General features: G+C 71.3%; 17 protein-coding genes. 11 read left to right on the top strand and 6 right to left on the bottom strand.

Translation table 11 applies throughout. The features are described from left to right. Nucleotides 1–160: 160 nt before the first annotated feature. The gene (locus tag OTB19_RS37275) at nucleotides 161–709 is read right to left on the bottom strand and encodes a rhomboid family intramembrane serine protease (RefSeq protein ID WP_420716988.1); all 549 of its coding nucleotides are present in this window, start codon (nucleotides 707–709) and stop codon (nucleotides 161–163) included. A 153-nt stretch (nucleotides 710–862) separates the two neighbouring features. On the opposite strand from OTB19_RS37275, the gene OTB19_RS37270 reads away from it, so the two are divergent. Continuing rightward, a complete protein-coding gene (locus OTB19_RS37270; protein WP_267803233.1) occupies nucleotides 863–1,552 on the top strand; it encodes a UbiX family flavin prenyltransferase in 690 nt (229 codons plus the stop codon). On the opposite strand, the gene OTB19_RS37265 is transcribed toward OTB19_RS37270, so the two are convergent. Further along, entirely contained in the window at nucleotides 1,549–1,683 is a 135-nt protein-coding gene (locus OTB19_RS37265) for a hypothetical protein (RefSeq protein ID WP_267803235.1), read from the bottom strand. The two genes, OTB19_RS37270 and OTB19_RS37265, sit on opposite strands and share 4 nt — an antisense overlap. A 125-nt stretch (nucleotides 1,684–1,808) precedes the next feature. Between OTB19_RS37265 and OTB19_RS37260 the strand changes: the two genes are divergently transcribed. From OTB19_RS37260 to OTB19_RS37225, 8 genes are all read left to right on the top strand, one after another. Beyond that, nucleotides 1,809–2,264, top strand: a complete 456-nt coding sequence (locus OTB19_RS37260; protein WP_267803232.1) for an Lrp/AsnC family transcriptional regulator — start codon at nucleotides 1,809–1,811, stop codon at nucleotides 2,262–2,264. 78 nt (nucleotides 2,265–2,342) lie between these two features. Then, complete coding sequence (gene mqnE, locus OTB19_RS37255) at nucleotides 2,343–3,506, top strand: aminofutalosine synthase MqnE (RefSeq protein ID WP_267803231.1); 1,164 nt, start codon at nucleotides 2,343–2,345, stop codon at nucleotides 3,504–3,506. Between the two features lie 164 nt (nucleotides 3,507–3,670). Next, nucleotides 3,671–4,195, top strand: coding sequence for a GNAT family N-acetyltransferase (locus tag OTB19_RS37250; protein WP_267803230.1), 525 nt, complete (start codon nucleotides 3,671–3,673; stop codon nucleotides 4,193–4,195). 123 nt (nucleotides 4,196–4,318) lie between these two features. Beyond that, a complete protein-coding gene (locus OTB19_RS37245; RefSeq protein WP_267827881.1) occupies nucleotides 4,319–4,588 on the top strand; it encodes a DUF4229 domain-containing protein in 270 nt (89 codons plus the stop codon). A 402-nt stretch (nucleotides 4,589–4,990) separates the two neighbouring features. After that, entirely contained in the window at nucleotides 4,991–6,334 is a 1,344-nt protein-coding gene (locus tag OTB19_RS37240; RefSeq protein WP_267803228.1) for a dicarboxylate/amino acid:cation symporter, read from the top strand. A 349-nt stretch (nucleotides 6,335–6,683) separates the two neighbouring features. After that, on the top strand, nucleotides 6,684–7,322 hold the full coding sequence (locus OTB19_RS37235; protein WP_267803227.1) for a DinB family protein: 639 nt from the start codon (nucleotides 6,684–6,686) through the stop codon (nucleotides 7,320–7,322). Nucleotides 7,323–7,507: 185 nt separating this feature from the next. Beyond that, complete coding sequence (locus tag OTB19_RS37230; protein WP_267803226.1) at nucleotides 7,508–9,379, top strand: AMP-dependent synthetase/ligase; 1,872 nt, start codon at nucleotides 7,508–7,510, stop codon at nucleotides 9,377–9,379. A 121-nt stretch (nucleotides 9,380–9,500) separates the two neighbouring features. Next, nucleotides 9,501–11,021 carry an alpha/beta hydrolase gene (locus OTB19_RS37225; protein ID WP_267803225.1) on the top strand — a complete coding sequence of 507 codons (1,521 nt, stop codon included), beginning with the start codon at nucleotides 9,501–9,503 and terminating at the stop codon, nucleotides 11,019–11,021. 53 nt (nucleotides 11,022–11,074) lie between these two features. On the opposite strand, the gene OTB19_RS37220 is transcribed toward OTB19_RS37225, so the two are convergent. Together OTB19_RS37220 and OTB19_RS37215 are read right to left on the bottom strand one after the other, a co-directional pair. After that, nucleotides 11,075–12,259 carry a lipase family protein gene (locus OTB19_RS37220; protein ID WP_267803224.1) on the bottom strand — a complete coding sequence of 395 codons (1,185 nt, stop codon included), beginning with the start codon at nucleotides 12,257–12,259 and terminating at the stop codon, nucleotides 11,075–11,077. Nucleotides 12,260–12,439: 180 nt separating this feature from the next. After that, complete coding sequence (locus OTB19_RS37215; protein WP_267803223.1) at nucleotides 12,440–13,450, bottom strand: AraC family transcriptional regulator; 1,011 nt, start codon at nucleotides 13,448–13,450, stop codon at nucleotides 12,440–12,442. 118 nt (nucleotides 13,451–13,568) lie between these two features. Between OTB19_RS37215 and OTB19_RS37210 the strand changes: the two genes are divergently transcribed. After that, nucleotides 13,569–15,290, top strand: a complete 1,722-nt coding sequence (locus OTB19_RS37210; protein ID WP_267803222.1) for an AMP-dependent synthetase/ligase — start codon at nucleotides 13,569–13,571, stop codon at nucleotides 15,288–15,290. A gap of 97 nt (nucleotides 15,291–15,387) precedes the next feature. Next, the gene (locus OTB19_RS37205) at nucleotides 15,388–16,245 is read left to right on the top strand and encodes a hypothetical protein (protein ID WP_267803221.1); all 858 of its coding nucleotides are present in this window, start codon (nucleotides 15,388–15,390) and stop codon (nucleotides 16,243–16,245) included. Between the two features lie 172 nt (nucleotides 16,246–16,417). Here OTB19_RS37205 and OTB19_RS37200 read toward each other — a convergent pair whose 3' ends face one another. Together OTB19_RS37200 and OTB19_RS37195 are read right to left on the bottom strand one after the other, a co-directional pair. Further along, nucleotides 16,418–16,630 (bottom strand): DUF397 domain-containing protein, encoded by a 213-nt coding sequence (locus OTB19_RS37200; protein ID WP_267803220.1) that lies wholly within the window; start codon nucleotides 16,628–16,630, stop codon nucleotides 16,418–16,420. 206 nt (nucleotides 16,631–16,836) lie between these two features. Next, nucleotides 16,837–17,715 (bottom strand): helix-turn-helix domain-containing protein, encoded by an 879-nt coding sequence (locus OTB19_RS37195; RefSeq protein ID WP_267803219.1) that lies wholly within the window; start codon nucleotides 17,713–17,715, stop codon nucleotides 16,837–16,839. Nucleotides 17,716–18,087 lie beyond the last annotated feature (372 nt).

Here is an 18,087-nt window from a genome sequence, read left to right as displayed (position 1 = left end):
CTTCCTGCCCTCAGGCCTGCCCTTCGGCAGTCCCGAGGACTGCCTCGACTGCGCCTGCTACCTCTACCTCGGCGACCAGCCGACCTGACCAACACCCCTCCACGAACTTTCGCGGTGCAGCACTAGTGCTGTGACCCGGCAAACCTTTCCGGTCACAGCACTAGACCCCTTGGGGCAGCGCCGCGGGGCGGTCGGGGCGGCGGAAGAACAGGGCCGTGACCACGCCCGCCACGAGGCCGCAGAGGTGCCCCTGCCAGCTGACGCCGGGGGTCAGGGGCAGGATGCCCGCCAGGACGGTGGCGCCCCAGTAGAGGCCGATGGCCAGCCCCACCACGATGCCGAGGGCCTTGCGTTCGACGAAGCCGCGGACGACGACGTAGCCGAAGAGCCCGAAGACCACGCCGGAGGCGCCGGCGGTGAGGGTGTACGACGGCGAGATCAGCCAGGTGCCGAGGCCGTCGGCCGCGATGATCAGGGCGCAGACGGCGAGGAAGCGGCGGATGCCCCCGAGGGCGGCGACGAAGCCGAACACCAGCAGCGGAACGCTGTTGGCCGCCACGTGATCGAAGCCGAAGTGCAGGAACGCCGCCAGGGGGACCCGCAGCAGGCTCCCCGGCTCGCGTGCCTCGATTCCGTACGCGTCGAGCGCGTGACCGGTGGCGAAGTCAACCGCCTCTATCAGCCAGAGCAGCACCACCCATCCCAGCATCAACTGGGCGGCGGCCTTGGCCCGGTGGGTCCGGGTCCATGTCTCGTCCACGCTCGTGCTCACCGCTGCCCCCTCGTTCGCGCATCCCACCCCCTGGGACGTGCGGACACCTTATCGAGTGCCCGCGTGCCGTGGCCGGATAGTCTCGGAGGTATGACTGAGGGCAAGCGCACCCCGTGGGTGGTCGGGGTTTCCGGGGCGTCCGGGACGCCGTACGCGGCGGCGGTGATCCGGGGACTCCTCGCGGCGGGGGAAGGCGTGGACCTGGTGGTGAGCCGGGCCTCCCGGCTCACCCTGTTGGACGAGACCGGGATCGCCTTCCGCGACGCGCACTGGCGGGCCGACCTGGCCGAGTGGCTGGGGCGCGGGGCGGACGGCAAGCCGGGCACCTTCACGGGGCTCGACCTGGACGACGTACGCCACTGGGCGGCGGGGGACCTGGCGGCCGGACCGAGCTCGGGCTCGTACCCCGTCAAGGGGATGCTGATCGTGCCGGCGTCGACGGCCTGCGTGGCGGGGGTCGCGCTGGGGCTGTCGAAGGACCTGCTCCAGCGGGTCGCGAGCGTGACGCTCAAGGAGCGGCGCCGACTGGTGGTCGCGGTACGCGAGACCCCGCTGAGCGGGCAGACGTTGAAGCAGTTGGTGGCGCTGGACGAGGCGGGCGCGATCGTGCTGCCCGCCTCTCCGGCCTTCTACGCGGGTGCGACGCACATCCAGGATCTGGTGGACTTCGTCGCGGGGCGAGTGCTGGACGCGGCAGGGGTGCCGCACCGGCTGTATCGCCGTTGGGAGGGGGAGCTGGGAGGCTCCCGCGCTCCCCAGGGGGCAGGCGGCGGTGACTAGCGCTTCTTGGCGCTGCGCGGCTTGCGGGTCTTGTCCACGCGCTGTGCGGCGGACGGCTGGTCGGTGCGGGATCGGTTGGCCAGCTCCTGGAGCTGTCGCATGTGCGCGTAGGCCATCTCGATCGTGTACACGGTGAAAACCACTCCTGAAGATCGTCATTGATCTGTTGAAAAGATTCACAGGGTGTTGACCCTGTGTGCCTTAGATTCTATACCTAGACTTGCAGGATCGCCGAATAATGGAAGGCTCCATACAAATGGACACGGTGGACAGGCAGCTCATCCAGGCACTCCGGGAGAACGGGCGTGCCTCGTACGCGGAGCTGGGCCGTCTCGTGGGCCTCTCCGGCCCCAGCGTCACCGACCGGATCAACCGCCTGGAGACCGCGGGCGTGATCACCGGCTACCGCGCGACCGTGGACTCGGCCTCGCTCGGTCTCGGCGTCACGGCGCTCATCGGCATCTCCCTCTCCGACGCCGCGGACCACGAGGACGTGGCCCGCCGGCTGCGCGACCTGGCGGAGATCGAGGACTGCTGGTTCATCGCGGGGGACGACTCCTTCATGTTGAAGGTGCGCGCCAGCGACGTGGACGGCCTGGAGAAGATCATCCGGAGGCTGTCCGGCACCAAGGGCGTCTCCCGCACCCGCACCACGATCGTGCTCTCCACGAAGTGGGAGAACCGGGTCGGGGAGCTGCCCGAGGAGGCCTGAGAGTACGGTGGGGCGCGGCGGTTGCAGGCAGTGCGGGACATGTAGTGCAGTGCAGGACACGTAGAGGAGACGACCGGGATGGACGCTGGACTCAAGCGCGAGCTGGAGGAGAAGGTCCGCTCCGGCGAGCGGCTGACGCGTGAGGACGGCATCGCCCTCTACGAGTCGGACGACCTGGCCTGGCTCGGCGGCCTCGCCCACGAGGTGCGCACGCGCAAGAACGGCGACGTCGTCCACTTCAACGTCAACCGTCACCTCAACATGACGAACGTGTGCACCGCGTCCTGCGCCTACTGCTCGTTCCAGCGCAAGCCGGGCGAGAAGGACGCGTACACGATGCGCATCGAGGAAGCCGTCCGCCTGGCCAAGGCCATGGAGAACGACAACCTCACCGAGCTGCACATCGTCAACGGCCTGCACCCGACCCTGCCGTGGCGCTACTACCCGCGCTCGCTCTCCGCGCTCAAGGAGGCGCTGCCGAGCGTCTCGCTGAAGGCGTTCACGGCCACCGAGATCCACCACTTCGAGACGATCTCCGGGATGTCGGCCTCCGACATCCTGGACGAGCTGATCGAGGCCGGCCTGGAGTCGCTGACCGGCGGCGGCGCCGAGATCTTCGACTGGGAGGTGCGGCAGCACATCGTCGACCACCGCACTCACTGGGAAGACTGGTCGCGCATCCACCGACTGGCCCACTCCAAGGGCCTGAAGACCCCCGCGACGATGCTCTACGGGCACATCGAGGAGCCGCGCCACCGCGTGGACCACGTGCTGCGACTGCGCGAGCTCCAGGACGAGACCGGCGGCTTCCAGGTCTTCATCCCGCTGCGCTACCAGCACGACTTCGTGGACATGAAGGACGGCAAGGTCCGCAACAAGCTCCAGGCGCGCACGACGATGGCGACGGGCGCCGAGGCGCTGAAGACCTTCGCCGTCTCCCGGCTGCTCTTCGACAACGTGCCGCACGTCAAGGTGTTCTGGGTGATGCACGGCGTGCAGACCGCCCAGCTCGCGCTCCAGCACGGCGCGGACGACATGGACGGCTCGGTCGTCGAGTACAAGATCACGCACGACGCCGACAACTACGGCACCCCGAACAAGCTGGGTCGCGAAGACCTCCTGGAGCTCATCCGCGAGGCCGGCTTCCGCCCGGTCGAGCGGAACACGCGCTACGAGATCATCCGCGAGTACCCGGGCCCGGAGGCGGACCTGCGCGAGACGCCGCAGGCCATGCGCGTCTGACGCCCCGTACTCCGAGCCGCGCTTGGAGTCGCACCCCGAGTCGCTCTCCGAGCCGCTTCGCCGGCCCGCCGTCAGGCCCCGGTCCCGTCAGGGATCGGGGCCTGACGCGTGTGCGGCCGTCAACCTCTTTGCCCGATACCGCGTGTAATGGTTAAGCTTTAGCTATGACCCTTACCTTCACCTTTGATCCCGTGATCGACACGGCCCTGTGCGACGGGATCATCGAGCTCTGGACCGACGTCACCAACGCCGGCGGAGCGGTGGGGTTCGTGCCGCCCGTGACCGCCGACGTCGTGCGGCCCGAACTGGTCAAGCACCTCGCGTCCCTCGCCGAAGGCCGTATGCGGCTCCTCGTCGGACGCGACGAGGAGGGCAGGGTCGCCGCCACCGCGTTCCTCGCCTTCAACGCCCACCGCCTCCAACGGCACTGGGTCTGGGCGTACACCGTGATGGTCGCCCCCGCCCTCCAGGGGCGGGGCGCGGGCCGGGAACTGATGGCGGCCCTCGCCGACTTCGCGCGCACCCTCGACGGCATCGAGGCCATCCGCCTCGGCGCCCGCGGCGGCCTCGGTCTGGAGCGCTTCTACGCCGCCTGCGGCTACAAGGAGGTCGGCCGCGTCCCCGACGCCATCCGCGTCGCACCCGGCGACGACCGCGACGACATCACCTTCCTGTTGCCGCTGCACTGACCCCGGCGGGCCGGGGCGGGGGCCCGGCGTGCTTCACTGGACGGGCACGTGCCGACGTACGAAGACGAGAGAGAAGGGGTCACCGTGTCCCTCAAGCCGAGCGCGACGATCCGCTACACCGCGATGCGCCTGGGCATCTTCGTCGGATGCCTCGTCCTCGTCGCCGTACTGGTGCGTCTGGGCTGGGTGCCCTCCGGGCTGGGCGACGCCAACGTCGCGTGGCTCGTACTGCTCGCCCTCGTGCTGTCCGCGCCGCTGTCCTTCGTACTGCTGCGCAAGCAGCGTGACGAGATGTCCGTGCAGATCTCCGGACGCGTCGCGGGTGCGAAGGAGAAGCTGGCCGCGAACCGCAGCCAGGAGGACTCGGCCGACGACGCGGCCCGCGTGAGCTAGCCCCCGGGGGCTCGGGCCCCTGTTGGTTTCATCACACACCGAACCGCCCCAGCAACGGGAATACCACCCGTAACGCTGGGGCGTTGGTGTTTTCCGGACCGGCCCGCGCGAGTCCCGCGCCGGCCTGGCTCAAAGGGCGCCTTTGAGAATCTCAAAGGCGAAGTGTTAGCGTGTTCAACATGTTGACCACAGCTGCGCACCAGATGACCGCGAGCGTCCCGCTCGTGGCGCGCCTGCACGTCGACCTCTGCCGCCGCGTGTCCGCGGCCTGTTGCTGTCGCTGAACCGTTGTCACCGAGTTGAGCTGAATCGATACAGCAGCGGTCCCGGCCGGCCCCCTTCTGGCTGCCGCACCGCATCACCGCAGAACCGCCACCCCATTTCTTGTGCGTCCCCCGGAGAGTGTCCGTGTCCGAGACCCCCCAGGCCCAGGCTCCCGCCAAGGCCAGGTTCAAGTTCCCCTTCTGGGCGCAGATCGTCACCGGTCTCGTGCTCGGCGTCCTGTTCGGTTGGCTCGCCAAGAGCCAGGACATCAGCTGGCTCAAGACGACCCTGGAGCAGGTCGGCGACATCTTCGTCCAGCTGCTGAAGCTGGCCGTCGCCCCGCTCGTCTTCTTCGCGATCCTGGTGTCCATCACCAACCTGCGGAAGGTGAACAACGCCGCCAGGCTCGCCTCCCGCACGCTGCTCTGGTTCATGATCACGTCACTGATCGCGGTGGGCATAGGCCTCGCCATCGGCCTCCTGACCAACCCGGGCGCCGGCACCGGCCTCACCCCGCAGGACGGCAAGCTGCCCAAGCACCAGGGCTCCTGGATCGACTTCCTGACCGGCATCGTCCCCACCGACGTCATCACGCCGTTCACCGAGCTGAACGTGCTCCAGATCGTCTTCATGGCCGCCGTCGCCGGCATCGCCGCCCTCCAGCTCGGCAGCAAGGCGCAGCCCGTCCTGAGCCTCGCCGAGTCCGTGCTGGAGCTCCTGCAGAAGGCCCTGTGGTGGGTCATCCGCCTCGCGCCCATCGGCACCGTCGGCCTCATCGGCACCGCCATCGCCACCTACGGCTGGGACCTGATCGGCAAGTACGCCACCTTCACCGCCGACGTCTACATCGGCTCGGCGCTCGTGATGTTCGGCGTCTACCCGCTGCTCCTCGCCACGGTCGCCAAGGTCAACCCGATCCAGTTCTTCAAGGGCGCCTGGCCGGCCATCCAGCTGGCCTTCGTCTCCCGCTCCTCGGTCGGCACCATGCCGGTCACCCAGAAGGTCACCGAGCGCCTCGGCGTCCCGAAGGAGTACGCCTCCTTCGCCGTCCCGTTCGGCGCCACCACCAAGATGGACGGCTGCGCCGCGATCTACCCGGCGCTCGCCGCGATCTTCATCGCGCAGATCTTCGACGTGCAGCTGGGCATCAAGGAGTACGTGCTCATCGCCTTCGTGTCGGTGGTCGGCTCCGCCGCCACGGCCGGTCTGACGGGCGCCACGGTCATGCTGACCCTGACCCTCTCCACCCTGGGCCTGCCCCTGGAGGGCGTGGGCCTGCTGATGGCGATCGACCCGATCCTCGACATGATGCGCACCGCCACCAACGTGGCCGGCCAGGCCGTCGTCCCGGTCATCGTCTCGGCCCGCGAAGGGATCCTGGACAAGGAGGCCTACGCCACCGCGTCGTCCTCCCCGCTCGACGAGGCGTCCGAGGAGCGTGCCGACGAGCGCGCCGAGACCCCGGTCCCGGTCGCGGCCTGACCGTTGCCTGAGTGCCTGAGTGCCTGAGTGCCTGAGTGCCTGACCGTGTGAACGTCCGGCCGTGCGGTTGTTCGCCGCTCGCAGGACGCGTACTCATCGCGGCCCCCGCCCCCGTCCGGGCGGGGGCCGCGGTGTTTTCCCGTACCCGCCGCCCGGTGATCCCGTGGGGCGGGTTTCGACGCCGCCGCCGGTCGGCGGCGGGGCGGCCGGGGTGCCCGGAGGTAATCGAGGCGCGGTGCGGCGGGGGCCGTGACAGCCTGGCGGGTCACCCGATCGCCCTCGCCCCGGGGCGAGCCGTTCACCCACAGGAGCGACTCCGTGAGCCCGTCCCCCGTACCCCCCCTCCCGAGTGACCCCCCTGCTGGAGCAGTTCGACTTCGCCCGCGAGCGCCTGCTGGGCCGGCTGACCGGGCCCGTCATGGACAGCGGAGACGGGTCGGACACCGCGGTCGGCCCGATGACCGACGAGGAGTACTTCTGGGAGCCCGTGGCGGGCTGCTGGTCGGTGCGCCGGCGCGCGGACGGGCCGGGGTCGCGGGCGACCCACCTGGCCGGCGCCGGCGAGTGGGGTCGCGACGCCGCGCCCTACCCGCACCCCGCGCCGCCGCCGCTCACCACGATCGCCTGGCGCCTGAGCCACCTCACCGAAATGCTGACGCTGCGGGCCGACCACGTGGCCGGCAGCCGGGCGCTGACCCGGGACGACTACCGGGTCAAGGGCGACGTCGCCGCGGCGGTCGCGGACTTCGGGGCGGCCGCCGCGGCCTGGCAGAAGGCGCTCGAAGGCGTGGACGACGCCGCGCTGGACACCGTGGGGTACTGCACCTATCCGCACGGCAGCGACGCGGAAGAGCCGTTCGTCGACGTCGTCTGGTGGGTCAACCAGGAACTCCTGCACCACGGGGCCGAGATCGCCCTGCTGCGCGACCTCCATCGCGACCTTCACGGTGACGTCCACGGTGACGTCCACGGTGCCCGGCAGGGGTGACGTCCCCGCGGCCGCGCTCCGCGGGCGGCCGGCGCGGCTCCCTCGGGCGGCGCGGCCGTGGTGTGTGCGTGCTGTGTGCGAGGTGGGAATGTGCCGGTCGGAGCGTGTGCGGGGGGTGGTCAGCAGCAGTTACCCGCGCGTAAATTACCGGCGGTAACTCCTGCCGAACCGAAGGAGCGCGCGCCGTGAGCACAGTCGTGCAGCAGGCCGGGCCGAACCTGGTCGAACCCGTCAAGACCGTGATCGACGGTGTGGTGCGCGAGGTGGTCGTACCCGCGTTGGTGGGGCCGCCCCCGCACGGGTCGCTCGGGGACATCCCCTTCGACAACGCCGCCCAGGCCCCCGGCGAGGCCGTGCTCGCCCGCAAGGGGCCGGACGGCGCCTGGCGGGACGTGAGCGCCGCCGGGTTCGCGGCCGAGGTCCTCGCCGTGGCCAAGGGACTGATCGCGGAAGGGCTGCGCCCCGGGGACCGGCTCGCCATCATGGCGCGGACCACCTACGAGTGGACGCTGCTGGACTTCGCCGGCTGGGCCGCCGGGCTGGTCACCGTACCGATCTACCCCACCTCCTCCGCCCTCCAGGCGCGCTGGATCATCCACGACTCCGGCGCCGTGGCCTGCGCCGTCGAGGACACCGTGCAGGCGCGCATCATCAGCGGCGAGCGGGGGAACCTGCCGTGGCTGGCCCACCTGTGGGAGTTCGACACGGGCGCCGTGGCCCGGCTCGTCAAAGCCGGGGAACACATCCCCGACGCGCTGGTGCACGAACGCAGAAGAGGCCGGACACCCCACGACGTGGCGACGCTCGTGTACACGTCCGGGACCACCGGGCAGCCCAAGGGATGCGTACTGACGCACGGCAACTTCTTCGCCGAGGTCGACAACGCGGTCGAACTCCTCCACCCCGTCTTCCGGGCCACGACCGAGGAACCCGCGTCCACCCTCCTCTTCCTGCCGCTGTCCCACGTGTTCGGGCGGATGGTCGCCGTCGGATGCCTGCGGGCCCGGGTGAAACTGGGACACGCGCCGAGCATCGCCACGGAGGACCTGCTGGCGGACCTGGCGGGCTTTAGCCCGACGTTCCTCCTCGCCATCCCCTACGTGCTGGAGAAGGTCTACAACACCGCGCGGGCCACCGCGGAGCGCATGGGCCGCGCCTCCTCCTTCGACCGGGCCGCACGGATCGCGCAGCGCTTCGGCGAGGCGGTCGAGGGCAACCCCCCGGGCCTCGGACTGCGCACGGCCCGCGCCCTGTACGACCCGCTCGTCTACCGACGGATCCGCGCGGCCCTGGGCGGACGCGTCCGCTACGTCCTCAGCGGCGGCTCACCCCTGGGGCGGCGGCTCGCCGCCTTCTACACCGGAGCCGGCGTCGAGGTCTTCGAGGGCTACGGGCTGACCGAGACGACGGCCGCCTCCACCATCACCCCGCCGCTGAAACCGCGGCTGGGAACGGTCGGCTGGCCGCTCCCGGGGACGGCGGTACGCATCGCCGACGACGGCGAGGTACTGCTCCGGGGGCGCCACGTCTTCGCCGGGTACTGGAACGTGGCCTGGGCGGAGCCGGGCGCCTGGTTCCCCACCGGCGACATCGGCGAACTGGACCGGGACGGCTACCTGACGATCACCGGCCGGAAGAAGGACCTGATCATCACCTCCGGGGGCAAGAACGTCGCCCCGGCCGTCCTGGAGGACTGGCTGCGCGCCCACCCCCTCGTCGGCCAGTGCATGGTCGTCGGCGACAACCGGCCGTACGTGGCGGCCCTGGTCACCCTGGAGCCGGAAGGGCTCGCGCACTGGCGGCAGATGCGCAAGAAGACCACCATGCCGATGCGGGAGCTGGTCGAGGACGAGGAACTGCGGGCCGACGTACAGCGCGCGGTGGACGAGGCGAACCAACTGGTGTCGCGCGCGGAATCGATCCGACGCTTCGTCGTACTGCCCGGGGAGTTCACAGAGGCCCGGGGACACCTGACGCCGTCGCTGAAGCTCAAGCGGGGCGTGGTGGCACGCGAATTCGACCGCGAGATCAACGCCCTCTACCGCGGCCGCGGCTGAGGGGGGCCGGGGAACCCGGCCCTGCCGGGCACCCCGCCCGGCCGGGGCCGTCGGCGGGCCGACCGGGTGGGGCGCGGTTAGGGTGGGCTCGCTGGGTCGGGGGGTTGCCCGAGGAGGGCTCGTGCGCCGTACCCGTAGCTGGTTCCGTGCCGCCGTCGCGGCCTCCGGGCTCGTGCTGGTGTCGTTGGGGGCCACCCCGCCGGCCGTCGACGGGCCCGCGCCGCCCCGCATCCGCTGGGGTGACTGCCCCGAACGGCCGGTACCCGAAGGCATGCGGTGCGGGACGCTGGACGTGCCGCTGGACCACGCCGCCCCGGCGAAGGGCACGGTCACCCTGGCGGTGGCCCGGATACCCGCGACGCAGGGCGCGTCCCGCGGGCCGGTCCTGTTGAACTTCGGCGGCCCCGGCGGCCCGGGCATCGCCTCCCTCGCCGCCGACCCCACCCTCTTCGCCGACCTCGGCAAGCACCGCGACCTCGTCACCTTCGACCCCCGGGGCGTCGGACACAGCGAGCCCGTCTCCTGCGGCGGCTCGCAGGAGACGGACCCCGCGATCGCCCCGCACGACGCCGCCGGACGGCTCGCCGCCCTGCGGGCCGTGGCCCGGCGGTGCGCGCTGCACTCCGGCCCGGTGCTCCCGTACATCGGCACCGTCAACGTCTCCCGCGACATGGACGTCATCCGCAGGGCCCTCGGCGCGGGGAAGCTCGACTACCTCGGCTTCTCCTACGGCACCCGGCTCGGCGCCGTGTACGCCGCACAGTTCCCCCGCACGACCGGCCGCATGGTCCTCGACGGGGTCGACACCCTCACCGAGCCGCTCGCCGAGCAGGCCTTGATGTCGGCGCGCGGGCAGCAGCGCGCCCTCGACCACTTCCTCGGCTGGTGCACCCGCCAGAGCGACTGCGTGTACGGCACGAACACTCGTACCGCCAAGCGGAAGGTCGACGCGCTCGTGGCCCGGCTCGACGAGGAGCCGCTGGTCGGGCAGGACGGTTCGCACTTCACGGGGCAGGACGTGGTCGCGTCCGTCGGCACGGCCCTGTACTCGCGCAAGCTGTGGCCCGCGCTCGCGGACGGTCTCAAGGAGGTCGAGCGGGGCGACCCGATCGGACTGCTCCAACTGGGTGGCCCGGTGGAGCCGCCCCCGCAGGATCAGGAGGAGGACGAGGACCAGGGCCGGGTGAAGGTGCCCGCCGACAACGGGCCGGCCGCGCAGACCGCCGTGAACTGCGCCGACGACCCGGACCGGGGCGACGACACGGCCACCCCGGCGGCGGTCCGCAAGGAGGTCGAGGGCCTGCGGGACGAGTTCCTCGCGGCATCGCGGATCTTCGGGCCGAACCAGTTGCTGACCGTGCTGTCCTGCTACGGCCGCCCGCCCGGAACGGACTTCATCCGGAAGATCGACGACCCCGGAGCCCCGCGCATGCTGCTCGTCGGCACGCGCGGCGACCCGGCGACCCCGTACGAGTGGACCGAGGAGACGGCCCGACGGCTCGGCTCGGCGGTGATCCTCGACTTCAAGGGCGACGGGCACACCGGGTACGCGGAATCCCCGTGCGTGCGCGAGTACGCGAACCACTTCCTGGTCGACGGCCGGCTCCCCGCCGGGACGCGGGCCTGCCCCGCCGGGCAGTGAGCGCGCCGGCGGGGCGGTGATCCGGTGACTCGGTGACCCGAGGACCGGTCCGATCAGCAGTTCGCGTGCGTGGAGCGCCCCGCGAAGCGGTCCGCGAGCCAGTTCCCGGCGGCCAGGGACTGGGTGATGACCCCGCTGACGTGCTCGCCGATCCAGATGGTGTCGAACTCGACGTTCGCGCCCCGCGCGCACCAGTCGGAGCGCAGCTGCCGACCGACGGCGTACGGGATCAACTCGTCGCCGAGCGCGTGGTACTGGTACACGGGCGCGGCCGGAGCGGTCCGACCGAGCCGGCTCTGGTTGAGGCGGGCCTGCCAGTCGGGCTGCGCGAGTGGGTCGCGGGTGGTGAGGTCGGAGATCCGCTTGAAGGATCCGGCGATGGCGTCGATGGCGACGCAGCCCTCCTGCATGCCGCCCACCAGCGCCTTGCCCGCCGGGTTCAGGTAGGAGTCGAGCCGCAGTTCCGGGAAGGCGGCGTCCTGCCCGGCGGCGGCCATGAAGATCAGGCCGGAGCCGAACGAGCCGTTGTTGAAGTCGGACACCTTCAGCAGGTCGGCCGGGACGCCGCCCGTCGCGGTGCCCTTGACCTTCAGCTCCGGTGCGTACGAGCCGTGCAGTTCGGCCGCCCAACTGCTCGCCTGGCCGCCCTGCGAGTAGCCCATGATGCCGACCGGGGTGTCCGCCGACAGCCCCGCCTCGGGCAGCCGGGTCGCCGCGCGGGCGGCGTCGAGGACGGCGTGGCCGGCGGAGGGGCCCACGGTGTAGGTGTGCGTGCCGGGGGTCCCGAGACCCTCGTAGTCGGTGACGGCCACGGCCCAGCCGCGCAAGGTGAGTTGCTGGATGAGGTTGGCCTCCATGGACGTGCCGTACGGGAGGTTGTTGCTCGGCGCGCACCGGTCGGCCAGGCCGACGGTGCCGACGGCGTACGTGATCAGGGGGCGCGGGCCGGTCCGGCCGTCCTGCGGGACGATGACGGTGCCGGACACGACGTTCGGGGCCCCGGAGGCCGTGGTCGAGCGGTACTGGATCTTCCAGGCCTTGGTGCCGGTGGGCTGACCCGGCAGCGGGTGGAAGGCGGACGGCGCGGAGGTGACGATGTCGCCGGGGCGGCCGGCGGCCGGGGCGTCGGCGTGCGCCGTGGCGGGGACGGCGGCGAGGGCCAGGGCGGCGACCGCGGCGAACGCGGCGGCCCGAGGACGGGCGGGGGTCCGAGCGGGGGTGGGGGTTCGCAAGCGCATGGGGCGGCTCTCCCAGGTGTCCGTGCGGAGGTAGGTGAGGAGAAGGTAGTGACCGACCGGTCGGAACGTCGCTGACCGCGCAGCTCACCTTTCCTGACCCGGAGTCCCACCCCGCGCCGCCACGCCCCGAACCACCCCCACCGCCACGCCCGCAAGGACCCGGCAGCGCGGATCCGGGCCTCAGCCGCCCGACGCGATCCGGTAGGCGCCCGGCGTGGTCCCCGTCCACCGCCGGAACGCCCGGTGGAAGGCCGTGTCCTCCGAGAACCCCAGCCGGGCCGCGAGTTCCGCGATGGGTTCCCCGCTCTCCGCCAGGCCCGCGATCGCCGCGTCCCGCCGCACGTGGTCCTTCAGCTCCTGGAAGGAGGTGCCCTCCCCGCGCAGCCGCCGCCGCAGCGTCGCCGGGGACACCGCGAGCCGCGCCGCGACCTCCCCCAGCTCAGGCAGCCGGGGCGAGCTCCGCAGCCGCTGCGTCAGGGTCCGGCGGACCTGTTCCGCGACCGTGGTCCCGTACTCGGGGCGCGACAGCAGGTCGAAGGGGGCCCGGCGCAGCATCGCGTCGAGTTCCGCCTCCTCGCGCACGAGCGGGGCGGTCAGCCAGCGCGCGTCGAAGGCGGCGCCGGTGCGGTCCGCCCCGAAGCGCACCGGGCAGTCGAAGAGCAGCTCGTACTCGCCCTGGTGCGGCGGCGGGGGATAGGTGAAGGCGGCGTGCGCGAGGGGGATGCGACGCCCGATCAGCCAGCTGCTCAGCCGGTGCCAGATCGCCAGCACGCACTCGGTGAGGAAGCGTTCCTCGTCGCCGTCGAAGGCGTTCCGCACGGTGAACCGCGCCTGCGCGCCGTCCAGCTCCAGTGCCAGTTCGGGGCCGCCCGGGAACAGCCCGTAGAAGGTCGCCGCCCGCTCCACCGCCGCCCCGAGGTCACGGCAGCCCAGCGAGGCGTGACACATCATCGCGAAGGTGCCCGGCCGGCTCGGGACGGAACTCAGGCCCAGGAACTCGTCCTGCGTGGTCCGGTACAGCGCACGGAACAGCCGGGCGAACTGCGCGGGAGTGATCCGCGCCCGGTCGTCGCCCAGCAACAGCGGCGGGATCTGCGCCTCCTGGAGCAGCGGCACGGTGTCGATGCCGCCGCGCCGCGCACCCGCGAGTACGGCGCGCACGTGGTGCACGGTGATCGTCCGCCTCCCCATGGGTTCGACGGTAGCCGCATTGAGCGCCGGGGTCAGCGGTGGTGACGCGTCCGGTCATGTCGCCCGGGCCCGGGCGCTGCCTAGCGTCGACGGTACGGACCCCAGGGAGGCGATGACGATGGACGCGTTGCGACCGCGGACGCTGTCGGTGTTCACGCGGTGGACGGCCGAACGGTACGGCTCACAGCCCGCGCTCCGCTTCCTCGCGGAGGGCGGCCCGCGCACCGTCTCGTACGAGCAACTGCACGACCGCGTAAGGCGGTCCGGGCGGGCCCTGCTCGGGCTGGGGGTGCTGCCGGGCGAGCGGGTGGTGGTACTGGCGCAGACCCGGCCGCAGTGGACGTACACGCACTTCGCGATCCTGGCCGCCGGCGCGGTGCTGGTGCCCGTCTACCCCACGGCGGGGGAGGAGGAGCTGGCCTGGGTGCTGTCGGACTCGGCCGCGGTGGTGGCGGTGTGCGACGACGCGGCCCAGGTGGCGCGGGTGGAGGCGTTGCGGTCGAGGCTGCCCGCGCTGCGGGCGGTGGCAGTCATGGACGAACTTCCGGGCCTGCCGGCGGGATCGGAGGACGAACTGCTGTCCCGGGCAGGGGCGGTGGGGCCCGGTGACGACGCCTCGATCGTCTACACCTCGGGCACGACGGGCCCGCCGAAGGGCTGCCGGCTCACGCACGGGAACCTCGGCGCGATCCAGGACGCCACCCTCCCGCTGATCCGGGGCGGACCGGGCGACCGCACGTACCTGTACCTGCCGTTGGCACACCTGCTGGCGCAACTCGTCCAATTCACCACCCTGCTGGAGGGCGGCGAGCTGAGCTATTTCGGCGGCCGGATCGAGGACGTCGTCGCCGAGTTGGCCGAGGCCCGTCCCACCCACCTGCCGTCCGTGCCCCGGCTGTTCGAGAAGCTCCACTCGACGGTGCTGTCGATGGCCGCGTCCCGGGAAGGCGGCCGGGAACGCTTCGAGGAGGCCGTGCGGTTGGGCGTCCTGTATGCGGAGGGCCGGTTGCCGGCCGGCTCCCGGGCGGCGTACGAGGCGGCGGACGGCTCGCTGTACGCACCGGTCCGGGCCTTGTTCGGGGGCCGGTTGAAGTGGGCGCTGACCGGCGGCGCACCGATCGCCCCGGCCACCCTCGACTTCCTGCGGGCCTGCGGGATCCACGTGTACGAGGGGTACGGCATGACCGAGTCCGCCGGGGTGATCAGCCTCAACCACCCGGGTGCGGCCCGCGCCGGCACGGTCGGGCGCCCCGTCGCGGGCTGCGAGGTCCGCATCGCCGGGGACGGCGAGGTGCTGGCCCGGGGCCCGATGGTCTTCCCCGGCTACCACGCGAACGGGGCGGCGACGGCGGAGACGGTCGACGCCGCCGGCTGGTTGCACACCGGCGACCTCGGCGAGGTGGACGGGGACGGCTTCCTCTCGATCACCGGCCGCAAGAAGGAGCTGATCATCACCTCGGCCGGCAAGAACATCACCCCGACCGAGGTCGAGTTCGCCGTGCAGGCCTGCCGTCTCGTCTCCCGCGCGGTATTGATCGGCGACCGCCGGCCCCACCCGGTGGCGCTGATCACCCTGGACGCGGAGGAGGTCTCGGCCTGGGCGGTGCACGAGGGCCTGACCCTCACGGACCCGTCGACCCACCCGGCGGTCCGCGCGCTCGTCGCGGAGGCGGTCGAGGCGGCCAACGCCAGGGTCTCCCGGCCGGCCCGGATCAGGGCCTTCCACCTCCTCGCCGAGGACTTCTCGATCGAGGCGGGCACCTTGACGCCCACGCTGAAACTCCGCCGCGCGGCGGTGGCGGAGCGGTACGCGCGGGAGATCGGGGCGCTCTACGCCTGAACCGGGGGCGGCGGACAGGGCGGTGAACCACCCTGGGTTCGGGGGCGGGGGTGTCCGACCCCTCCACAACTGACGCAGCATCAGATACACCGGTGTCATGACCGCAGAAGAGCAGGAGCACGCACCGGACACCCGCGCGGACGACTACGCCGCGCTCGCCGCCGTCGGCCCCTACGGGGTCCGCCCCGGCCACGCGCTGATCACCATGGTGGAGCCGCACCCGGGGCACGAGTACGCGTACAACCGCTGGTACGAGGACGACCACTACTACGCGGGCGCCATGGCCATGCCCTGGATGTTCGCCGGACGCCGCTGGGTGGCCACGCGGGACCTCCAGGAGCTGCGCTACCCCGAGAAGTCGGCGGTCGCCCAGCCGGTCGGCGCCGGCTGCTACCTCTCCACGTACTGGGTCACCCGGGGCCGCTACGACGAGCACATGAAGTGGACCGTCGGCATCAACAAGCGCCTCAACCGCGACGGGCGGGTCTACCAGGACCGCACCCACGTCTTCACGGCCTTCCAGGACCACGCGGCGACGGTCTACCGGGACGGCGCCGCCGGGCCCCGGGACTTCCACGCCCTCGACCACCCGTACGCCGGCCTGGTCCTCCAGGTCGTCGACGCCGACGGGCCCGAACAGCGGGCGGAACTGCTGGAGTGGCTGCGCTCGCGGGCCCTGCCGAAGCGGCTGGCGGGAGGGCCCGCGGCGATGGTGACGGTCTTCCGGCCGACACCGCTGCCCGGCGACCGGATGACGTACGTCAAGCAGGTCGAGGGGGTCGACACTCGGCTGACGCTGCTGTGGTTCCTGGAGGCCGACCCGCGGACCTGCTGGGACCGGTTCCGGGGCTGGGAGACCGAGGTCGCGGAGACGGGGCTGGGACGGGTGGAGTTGGTGGCGCCGTTCATCCCCACGGTGCCGGGCACCGACCGGTACGTGGATCAGCTGCGCTGACCCGGGGCGCGGGCACGACGGAGCCCCCTCGGCCAAGACGGCGGGCCGGTCGAGAGGGCTCCGATGGGTGATGCGGGTGATGCCGGTGGAGCGGGTGGTGCCAGTGGTGCCGGCGACGCGGATGGTGCCGGCGACGCGGCGGCAAGGATGGTCGGGAGGGTCGCCTCGACGTTCAGACGAGGCGCCCCGGCCGACCCTCGACGACGTCCGCGACGAACGAGTTCCAGGAACCCGGCGCGAAGGTGAGCGACGGTCCGTCCTGCACCTTCGAGTCGCGGACGGCGATGGATTCCATCACGGGGGACTTGACCTCGACGCAGGCGCCGTTTCCTCCGGAGTAAGAGGACTTGGTCCAGTTGTCCGTGGCACCCTGACGAATAGCCATGTTTTTCTCCGGTTCGGCGAGTAGTTCCGATGGCTGTCAGCCAATTTCCCGGCTGACGTGATCGACGCTACCCGCACCTTCCGACGGCTGAAGGAGCCGTTCACTCGACCGGGTGGCATATTCAGGTCAGGTCTTATGTGGCCGGGGAGAAACGGTGTACCGTACGGCCCCCCTTGTCACCAGGACTGATTCCTCCCCCTTTGTCGTTACTTGCCGGCGTAGTGCTCGATGATCTCCGAGATGAACTGCCGGGTCTGTTCGACATTGAGGGCCTGGGCGCGAAGATGCTCGTACATCACGCTGTACTTCTGAACGTCGTTTGCCTTCTCCAAGTACAAATCGCTCGTGACGCCCTCGATGTAGACGACCGTCGAGTCCGAGGCGTCGGGGAATTCCAGAATCGCGTACTGGCCGTTCACGCCCGGGTGCGCCCCCATCGAGAACGGCATCACCTGCACGGTGATGTACGGCTCCTCCGAACGCTCTATCAAGTACTCCAGCTGTCGGATCATCAACTGCGCGTCACCCACGTGCCGGCGCAGCGCCGCCTCGTCGATGACCGCCCACAGGCGCAGCGGACCGACGTCAGGATTGTTGTTCTCCGTCTCGGACAGCCGCTTCTGGCGGTGCATCCGGACCTGGACGCGCTTCTCCACGTCCAGCGGCGCGGTCTCGGGCAGCGCGCCGCGGATCAGGGCCTGGGCGTAGTCCGGGGTCTGGAGCAGTCCCGGGACCATCTGGGGCTCGTACGTGCGCAGGCTGGCGGCGTCCGTCTCCAGGCCGATGTAGACGCTGTACGGGATGTCGCCGAAGGCGTGCCACCAGCCCTGCTGGCGCGAGTCCTTGGCCATCTGCATCAGGGAGTCGACGAGTCGGCGGTCCTCGACCTCGTACACGTCGCACAGGTCGCGGACATCGCGCTGACTGATCGACCGCCGACCGTTCTCCAATCGGCTGATCTTCGACTGGGAGACGAGGAGGCGCTCGGCCACCTGCTCGGCCGTCATGCCCTTGTCCTCGCGCAACTTGCGCAACTCCATGCCCAGTCGGCGGCGTCGGACGGTGGGATTGACATTGGACGCCACGGGGACGGCACCTCCGCCTTCTTCTTCTCGTTCTGGTTCTGTTTCTGTCTCTCTGCGTGCCTGATGTTCAGCAGACTGCCACCGAAGCACGTGGTGGCGCTGGGGAACGGGCGGGAAAGACAGGCCCGCGGGAAGGACGGACGCGCGGGAAAGCGGGCGAGAGCGCGAGAAACCGGGCGAGGGCGCGGGAAAGACGGACGCGCGGGGTGGGGGGGGCCGGGGGGTTTTGTGTGGGGGGGCGGGGCCCACGGCCCCTCTGGGCTCTACCTGACCCGTAGGGCTACAGGGAGTCCGCCAGAGGGGTAGTTCCTACTAGTAACACCTCAAAGGACCAGCAATAGGAGTCTGTAGTTCCTCTTATGGGTAAGTGAC

This window comes from Streptomyces sp. H27-H5 (assembly GCF_026627505.1).
In the GTDB taxonomy this organism is placed as follows: Bacteria; Actinomycetota; Actinomycetes; order Streptomycetales; family Streptomycetaceae; genus Streptomyces.
The sequence above is the reverse complement of the archived record's forward strand: the minus strand, read 5'-3'. Positions and strand labels throughout refer to the sequence as shown.

What these genes read in the sequence shown, in the direction of transcription:
- OTB19_RS37245 (WP_267827881.1), top strand. Translation starts at nt 4,319, where the DNA reads ATGCGCCTGGGCATCTTCGTCGGATGCCTCGTCCTCGTCGCCGTACTG.
- OTB19_RS37260 (WP_267803232.1), top strand. Translation starts at nt 1,809, where the DNA reads ATGGACACGGTGGACAGGCAGCTCATCCAGGCACTCCGGGAGAACGGG.
- OTB19_RS37220 (WP_267803224.1), bottom strand. Translation starts at nt 12,259, where the DNA reads ATGCGCTTGCGAACCCCCACCCCCGCTCGGACCCCCGCCCGTCCTCGG.
- OTB19_RS37215 (WP_267803223.1), bottom strand. Translation starts at nt 13,450, where the DNA reads ATGGGGAGGCGGACGATCACCGTGCACCACGTGCGCGCCGTACTCGCG.
- OTB19_RS37275 (WP_420716988.1), bottom strand. Translation starts at nt 709, where the DNA reads ATGCTGGGATGGGTGGTGCTGCTCTGGCTGATAGAGGCGGTTGACTTC.
- OTB19_RS37270 (WP_267803233.1), top strand. Translation starts at nt 863, where the DNA reads ATGACTGAGGGCAAGCGCACCCCGTGGGTGGTCGGGGTTTCCGGGGCG.
- OTB19_RS37210 (WP_267803222.1), top strand. Translation starts at nt 13,569, where the DNA reads ATGGACGCGTTGCGACCGCGGACGCTGTCGGTGTTCACGCGGTGGACG.
- OTB19_RS37250 (WP_267803230.1), top strand. Translation starts at nt 3,671, where the DNA reads ATGACCCTTACCTTCACCTTTGATCCCGTGATCGACACGGCCCTGTGC.
- OTB19_RS37200 (WP_267803220.1), bottom strand. Translation starts at nt 16,630, where the DNA reads ATGGCTATTCGTCAGGGTGCCACGGACAACTGGACCAAGTCCTCTTAC.
- OTB19_RS37205 (WP_267803221.1), top strand. Translation starts at nt 15,388, where the DNA reads ATGACCGCAGAAGAGCAGGAGCACGCACCGGACACCCGCGCGGACGAC.
- mqnE (WP_267803231.1), top strand. Translation starts at nt 2,343, where the DNA reads ATGGACGCTGGACTCAAGCGCGAGCTGGAGGAGAAGGTCCGCTCCGGC.